The following is an 8,344-nucleotide window of genomic DNA, read 5'->3' on the forward strand; positions in this document are numbered from 1 at the left end:
CCGATGTTGGCAAATGCGGCATTTTCCCGTAATGCGGATTTGGAGGACGAGGATGTAATATCACCCTACAAGAAGTAACAAACACATGAAACGAAGAACTTCGATGTAGAATGTGGCGAGGAAACGTGGACACTCCCAAAAATTCTTAATCTGAAGAACAGAGTAGAATGTGAATGTTATGACTTGTAACATTTAATATTTCTATTTTTTTCAGAAAGAAGGAATTCAACTATGAAAAAACAATTCGCAGCAATTTTCGCAGCAACAGCAGTTTTGGGTGTAACTACTGCATTCGCAGCTAACCCATTCTCCGATGTAACTCCAGATTCTTGGGCATACCAAGCAGTTTCCCAATTGGCAAACGCTGGTATCGTTAATGGTTACCCAGATGGCACTTTCAAAGGCCAAAACAACATCACTCGTTACGAAATGGCTCAAATGGTAGCTAAAGCTATGGCTAACCAAGACCGCGCTAACGCTGAACAACAAGCTATGATCAACCGTTTGGCTGATGAATTCTCCAACGAATTGAACAACTTGGGCGTTCGTGTAGCTCGCTTGGAAGACCGCGTAGGTAACGTAAAAGTTACTGGTGATGCTCGTCTTCGTTACCAAGATGCTGAACATGCTAAATCCAAATTCGACGCTCGTGCTCGTGTACAATTCAATGCAAAAGTAAACGATCGCACTGACGCAGTTGTTCGTTTGACTTCTGGTAACTTCGAATTGGGTAACTCCCAAAACGGTGGCAATGCAGATGCTCAAATCGACCGCGCTTATGTAAACCATAAATTCGGCGAACGCGTATCCTTGAAAGCTGGTCGTTTCGGCCAAGTAGTTGGTGGCGGTTTAGCATTCGATGGTACATTCGACGGTGCTCAATTGAACGCTGGTAACGACAAAATTATGGCTCAAGCAGCTTACGGTTACATGGTATCCGGTGAAGCAGCTGGCTTAACTAAAGACCAAAACGTAACTAACACTTACCTTGGCTTAAAAGGTAAAGTAGGTAAACACACTATGGTTGGTGGTTTCTACGATCGTGTAAACCAAGATAGCACTAATGGTTACAAAAACATCTACGGCTTCAACGCTGATGCTAACTTCGACAAAGTTTGGGTTGGTGGCGAATGGTTGAAAGACTCCCACGTTGATGAATCTCAAGCTTGGACTGCAGGTCTTGGCTATGGCGACTACAACATCGCTAAAAAAGGTTCTTGGGATGTTAAAGGCCAATACTTCAACGCTAAAGCTAACGCTCCTATCGTTGATACTACTTACAACCACATCTACACTACAGATGCTAAAGGTTGGATGGCTTCCGTTAACTATGCATTGCAAAACAACGTTGGCTTGTCCGCTAACTACGGTTTCGACTGGAAAACTCAAGACGGTGCTGATCTTAACGACTTCTACCGTGCAGACCTTAACTACAAATTCTAATTTGATAGTTAACCATATAAAAGGGACTCCTTCGGGAGTCTCTTTTTTTATGGTTAATATATAAAATTCTATAACAAATTGATATAGAATGCCTTTTATTATGCAATTTTGATAATTATAGATCGATTTATATACAAATTATACTTATCTTTAATTTGATCATTTATTAGCTTTATTACTGGGAGGTGTAAAATATTTTTGATAGAGGATTACTGTATATTTCTATCTATATAAGTATTATAAATGGTATAATAAAGAGTATTAGATTTTCTTGTGAAGGAGGTAAGAATGAATCCTTCTTTTTCTCATATAAAAATGGTAGCCATCGATTGTGATGAGACGTTAGTTCGAAGTGATAATACAGTTTCTGCGTATACAGTTGATGTATTGCATCGCTTGCAGCAGAAGGGAATTGGTATAACAATTGCAACTGGACGCATGTATCAAACGGCAAAACCAATTGGATTAGCATTACAACTTGGTAATGTTCCTATGATATTGTTCTCTGGTGGTTTAATCCAGGAGTTAGAAACGGGATATAAGCTATTTGAACAAACTGTTCCTATAGATGTCGTATATCGTGTTTTTCAACTCGGTCAACAATATAGTTGGCATATACAATCGTACGTAGATGATCATTTACTGTGTCATCATAAAAATTGGCAATCCGATCATTATGAACAGCAAACAGGGGCTGTAGCTGAGTTTTTAGGTGATACAATTTATACACTTTCTTCAGAACCCAATAAGCTCATTGCTATCGATACAGAAGAAGGAATCGATAGAATTATTGATATCTTGACCCCATTAGTTGGTAATCAAGTTACATTAGTGCGTAGTCAACGAGATTTCCTCGAAATCACTGCACCGAATGTATCAAAAGGGCGTGCATTAGCTCAATTAGCTCTAGATAATAATCTTAGTCTTGAAAATATAGTTTCCTTTGGAAATGCAGAGAACGATATTTCTATGTTAAGTGAAACGGGATATTCGGTAGCCGTTTCAAATGCAACAGAACATGTAAAATCTGTGGCTAATGAAGTATGTGGTCATCATAATGAAGATGGTGTAGCTCACTGGATAGAAAAGAATCTTTTATAATGGAGTAAAACTATGGAAGCATTTCGTTTATTAATTGTTACAGGCATGTCTGGTGCCGGCAAAACTCAGGTTCTACAAGCATTAGAGGATATGGGCTATCTATGTATTGATAATATTCCTCCTATACTGATTCCTAAGCTAAGTGAAATTTGTCGACAAGGTGGAGAACGTACAAACCGTGTAGCTTTAGTTGTAGATATTCGCGGTGGTGAATTCTTTGAAGCTCTTTCATCATCTCTTGAAACATTAAGAGAAATGAAGGTAGATTATGAAATTGTCTTTATGGATGCTACAGATGAGACGTTAATTAGACGATATAAAGAAACTCGTCGCAGCCATCCACTGGCTCCAGATGGGATGATCACTACAGGTTTGAAAGAAGAACGTCAGATATTAAATTCTGTACGACATAAAGCAGACTTCATTATTGATACAACGAATATGAAAACTGCGAGCCTCAAAGAGTATTTAAAAACACGATTTACTCAAGTTGATGAAGGCCATGGCATGTCTATTACAGTTGTAAGCTTTGGCTTTAAATATGGATTACCATTGGATGCGGATATGGTTTGGGATGTTCGATTCTTACCAAATCCATTCTACATTCCAGATTTCCGTCATAAAACAGGTCGTGTGAAAGCTGTAAATGAATATATTCATTCCTTTGAAGTTACAGAGGAATTTAAAAAGCGTTATTTTGATACTATTGATTTTCTTGTGCCCAATTATGAACAAGAAGGGAAGTCTCAATTTATCGTTGCTGTAGGCTGTACAGGTGGTATGCATAGATCTGTGGCTATGGCAGAAGCATTATATTCGCATCTATTAGAAAACGGCTATCGCGTTTCTGTAGAACATCGAGATATGATGAAAAATAATGTAGAAGAAGATTATAATCCTCATGAAATTAAAACATTTGGTAACTAGATAGGGGTTCATATGTTGCGAAAAAGATGGTTTCGGTGGCTTATTCCGGGCCTAAATATAAAACGTTGGCTTGCCCTTTTTAGTTGTGGTGTAGGTCTTTTAATTATTGGCATTTCCTTGATGTTTAACTATCAATGGCTTGCGGTTCTTGAAGATATTGTACTTGCCTTTTCTTATAATATGACGGGCTTTTACAATTATAATGTGCTCATTGCTGTAGGCGTTGTTGTACTATCGATTGGCGCTGTTTTAATGTTAATCGGTACGAGTAAGGTTATTAAAACGATTATTCGTGCTGTATTACCTAATCCTGATAGTAAGGTGTCGGATATTATTTTCCAAAATATACGCCTCGATAAAGGTCCTAAGATTGTTGTTATCGGAGGTGGTACAGGGCTATCAAATTTATTACGTGGATTAAAAATACACACCTCTAATTTGTCTGCTATTGTAACCGTAGCTGACGATGGTGGTTCCTCGGGACGCTTGCGTAAAGATTTTAAAATGATTGCTCCTGGCGATTTGAGAAACTGCTTGATTGCATTAGCTGAACAAGAAGGGGTTATGGAAAATCTTTTCCGTTATCGCTTTGAAGGGGAAAATGAGCTATCTGGACATAGTTTTGGTAACCTCTTTATCACAGCACTTGCTCAAGTATATGATGGCGATGTGGAGGAAGCGCTTGAAGCGGCTAGTAAATTGTTGCGTGTACGAGGCCGTGTAATTCCGTCGTCTACTGAGTTCATTAAATTAGTAGCGGAGATGACCGACGGTACTATCGTAGAAGGTGAAAGTAATATTCCTAATTCTGGTAAACGCATTCGTCATATGTATAGTGAGCCAGCACAGCCAAAACCAGAAGGTGCTGCGTTACGTGCTATCGATGAAGCAGATGTTATCATCTTTGGCCCGGGTAGCTTATATACAAGTATCATTCCGAATTTGTTAACTGATAAAATTGCATCTCATATACGCGCTAGTAAGGCAAATAAAATTTACATTGCTAATGTTATGACTCAACCTGGTGAAACTACAGGTTATACCTTAAGTGATCATGTGGAGGCTCTTATTGCACATGGTGGTGAAGGCATTGTCGATACTGTACTTGCTAACGATGGACCGTTACCAATTCAAATGGTAGAACAATATAGTGCTGTAGGTTCAGAGCCTGTAGCATTAGATACTAAGAAGCTACAAGCTAAAGGAATACGTACGATTCGGGCTACATTGATAAGTCCTAAAAAGCCCGCTGTTCATGATCCTGAACGGTTAGGTAAAGTAATTATGGATATTGTTCACGCCATGCAATCGGATACTGAACCACATATCTTAGAGTATTATCTCCAACGAGATGATCATTAATGAGAAGGGATACCTATGTCATTTGCTGAAGATGTAAAAAATGAATTATGCCAATATGAATCCTCTAGTGATGCAGATGTGGCCATGAAAATTGAAGCGTCTTGCTTATTGCGCATGGGTGGATCTATCATTCTAGGGATGAAGGGCGCTGTTGGTATTAGATTAGCTACTGCAAATAATGCAGTAGCTCGTCGCTTGTTAGGCATTTTAAAGAAACAATATGAATTGCCTACCAATGTATTAGTACGACAAGGGCTTAACTTGCGTAAGAAAAATATGTACACTCTATCTGTGGAGCCATCCATAGAAGGGCGACAGGCTTTAGAAGATCTTGCTTTATGGCCTGTAACCGAACAAATCCCTCGTAGTTGGCTTAAATCCATGGAGGCACGACGTGCCTTTTTACGAGGTGCCTTTTTAGGTGGAGGCTCTGTTAATAAGCCACAAAGTGATTATCATCTTGAGTTTATGACCGGTAATGAGAATTTTGCAAAGGAAATTATTCACGTATTGCGGCTCTTTCACATTCATGCAGGATTGACGGAGCGTAAAGAAGAATATGTGGTATACCTTAAAGAAGGCGACGCAGTAACGAATTGCTTGCAGATTATGGGGGCTCAATCAGCCTTGATGGAGTTTGAAAATGTGCGCATTATGAAGACTGTGCGAAATCAAATCAATCGGCAAGTAAACTGTGAGACCGCTAATTTACAAAAGGTTGTAGATGCTGCAGTACGTCAGGTAAAAGCAATTCGAATCATCGATAGAGAAATTGGCATTGATGCATTGCCTGACAAGTTGAGGATTGTAGCCAGACTGAGATGGGACAATCCAGAAGCGAGCTTAAAAGAGCTAGAAGAATTGATGGATGGCGAATTATCCAAGTCGGGTATTGGCCATCGTTTAAAGAAAATCGAAGCATTAGCACTTACGTATGACCCTATGGGGCTTGAAGAAATATAGAGGTATTAATATATGTTTTCTTATAAATCAAAATATTGTGTAGCTGCGGCCATGGCCGCCATGGCTGCGCTTACAGGCCATGTAGAGGCTCGTGATATAGATTTACAATCAATTGGATATTTTCAGTTTTCTCCGTTGCCACCAAGCTTGGTGTCTCAAACGGATACATTGCTATTATCGGATAGCCCTGAATATGTAGGACCAGTAGGCGGTACACTTAGTGCTGGTACTATTAATGGGAATGGCCGCATTTATTTTTATCACGTAAATGAAATGGATCAGCCCCATAAGATTGCTATCGTACTAGAAAATCAAACGGCATATCCTAATACTGTTCATGTAATGAGACAGTTAAAATCTGTGGCAACGCCAGATTATTTTGCTGCTGGTCGCGATTTATCCCGCAAGGATTTAGAGCATCCTTTAGATGAAAGTCCAAATGCGAGACCATTATACTCCCTAAGCATTCCTCCCCAAGGGCGTCAATTAATCTTTACTGATTTGGAAAATACACCGGTATATCAAGATGCGTTATTTACAGGCATTGTAGATATTAAAACAGAGGCGCCAATCTTTGCCCGCGTTATGATGCTACCTATGGGCATGGATGCCGTCGATGCATCACATTGGGCTAAGAACTTACCTATTGATGAAATTCAATTGCGCGGTACATATACTGGTTCAAAGCGTAATATGGAGGTTACTACACCTTTTGATACTGCCTTAGGCGGTGCTTTTGTTGAAGTTGGTAACGACCGTGAGGATGCCTTTATCAATGGTGTAGATGAAATGCAAAATAAAGCATTTGTTCGTGACCGTGGTAACTATGGTGTTTCATACACTTTAAAAATTCCTACAAAGGGTAATGAACCGTTTAGATTGTATTTTAACCCTCTTGGTGGGCCATATTCTGGCTCCTTTACGGTAAAAGCACTTCATCAACAAGGTGCCCGTAGAGGTCAAACCGATACGCGTACCTATCATATCGGTGGTGCTGATGGGATTACTGCACTAGGGGACGGTACTATATTAGATAGCCGTCTTATGGGTAATTATAATGCAGGCGATTTGTTAACATTAAACTTCATGCCGGCAGGTGCATCTAATTTGCCAATACGATTCTTATTGATTCCTGAATCTCTTGCAAATCCGCAAAAACATCAGACTATTGCGGTCAATGTACCAAAAGATGTAACAGACAGTTTGGGTCATCCAACGCAAAGTGGTACACAAATTCCTGTAGGCCCTATCAATGGTAAAGATACTAATAAGGGAACTGTAGATACATCTAAATCTACTTTGACTCCTGCAAAACAGGCAGAAACAATTGCTCACGAAGAAACAAAAAAATTGAGCGATAAAGCTGCGGCTGATGCTAAAAAAGAGGCACAACTTAAAAAAGCGAAAGAAGCTGAGGAAGCATTAGCTCGTAAAAAAGCGGAAGAAGCCAAATTAGCTGCCGAAAAAGCAGAAATAGCACGCAAGGCTGCAGAAGCTAAACATGCTGAAATTGAGCGTAAAATGGCTGAGAAAGCCGAAGCTGATCGTAAGGCTGCCAAGTTGAAGGCTGCTCAAGAGGCGCAAGCTGCTAAAGACAAAGCGGCCTTAGAAGCGAAAAAAGCTGAGGAAATGCGACAAGCAGAAGAGGCTAAACGCTTAGAGGCAGAAAGAAAAGCTGAGCTTAATCGAAAGGTAGCTGAAGCTCGTAAGGCTGAAGAAGAACGTAAAGCTGAAATGGCGCGTATTGAAGCTGCTAGAAAGACGGAAGCCGATCGTTTAGAGGCAGCACGTAAAGCGGAGGAAGCTCGTGTAGCGGCTGAAGCAAAACGTCTTGAAGAAGAACGCAGAATTGAAGCGGCTCGTATTGAAGCAGCACGAAAGGCAGAAGAAGCTAGACAGGCCGCTGAAGCTAAGGCACGTTTTGAAGCACAACGGGCAGCAGAAAAGGCCGCTTTAGAAGCGAAAAAAGCTGAAGAAGAACGTTTAGCTGCTGAAGCAAAAGCACGTTTAGAAGCACAACGAAAAGCGGAACAAGAAGCATTGGAAGCACGCCGTACCGAAGAAGCACGTAAAGCAGCCGAAGCAAAAGCAGCACTAGAAGCCCAACGTGCAGCTGAACAAGCTGCATTAGAAGCGAAACGTCAAGAAGATGCTCGTAAAGCAGCAGAGGCAAAAGCTGCCTTAGAAGCACAACGTATTGAAGCAGCAAGAAAAGCTGAGGAAGCGCGTCGTGCAGAGGAAGCGCGCAAGGCAGAAGAGGCTCGGATCGAAGCCGCTCGTAAAGCTGAGGAAGCGCGTCGTGCAGCAGAGGCTAAACGTGCTGAAGAAGCTCGTAAGGCTGAAGAAGCTCGAATTGAAGCGGCTCGTAAAGCTGAACAAGCTCGTTTGGCAGAAGAAGCACGAAGAGCAGAAGAAGCACGTCGTTTAGAAGCGGCTAGACTAGAGGCACAACGCAAGGCTGAACAAGAACGTCTCGAAGCGGCCCGTAAAGCCGAAGAAGCCCGCGTTGCTGCTGAAGCAAAACGTCAGGAAGAATTACGTAAAGCCG

General features: G+C 40.9%; 6 protein-coding genes. All 6 read left to right on the forward strand.

The features are described from left to right. Positions 1-231 precede the first annotated feature (231 nt). The gene (locus Q7P05_RS04875; protein WP_303930829.1) at positions 232-1,443 is read left to right on the forward strand and encodes a putative porin; all 1,212 of its coding nucleotides are present in this window, start codon (positions 232-234) and stop codon (positions 1,441-1,443) included. Positions 1,444-1,731: 288 nt separating this feature from the next. Next, entirely contained in the window at positions 1,732-2,544 is an 813-nt protein-coding gene (locus tag Q7P05_RS04880) for a Cof-type HAD-IIB family hydrolase (RefSeq protein ID WP_105086204.1), read from the forward strand. A gap of 12 nt (positions 2,545-2,556) precedes the next feature. Next, a complete protein-coding gene (gene rapZ / locus Q7P05_RS04885; protein ID WP_287533922.1) occupies positions 2,557-3,471 on the forward strand; it encodes an RNase adapter RapZ in 915 nt (304 codons plus the stop codon). Positions 3,472-3,483: 12 nt separating this feature from the next. Then, the gene (gene yvcK / locus Q7P05_RS04890) at positions 3,484-4,833 is read left to right on the forward strand and encodes a gluconeogenesis factor YvcK family protein (protein ID WP_227283378.1); all 1,350 of its coding nucleotides are present in this window, start codon (positions 3,484-3,486) and stop codon (positions 4,831-4,833) included. A 15-nt stretch (positions 4,834-4,848) separates the two neighbouring features. After that, the gene (whiA, locus tag Q7P05_RS04895) at positions 4,849-5,796 is read left to right on the forward strand and encodes a DNA-binding protein WhiA (RefSeq protein ID WP_105086207.1); all 948 of its coding nucleotides are present in this window, start codon (positions 4,849-4,851) and stop codon (positions 5,794-5,796) included. 12 nt (positions 5,797-5,808) lie between these two features. Beyond that, positions 5,809-8,344: ATPase (locus tag Q7P05_RS04900; RefSeq protein WP_303930833.1), on the forward strand; the 2,536-nt coding region annotated here is incomplete at its 3' end.

The sequence above is a fragment of the Veillonella dispar genome (assembly GCF_937975875.1).
GTDB lineage: Bacteria > Bacillota > Negativicutes > Veillonellales > Veillonellaceae > Veillonella > Veillonella dispar_B.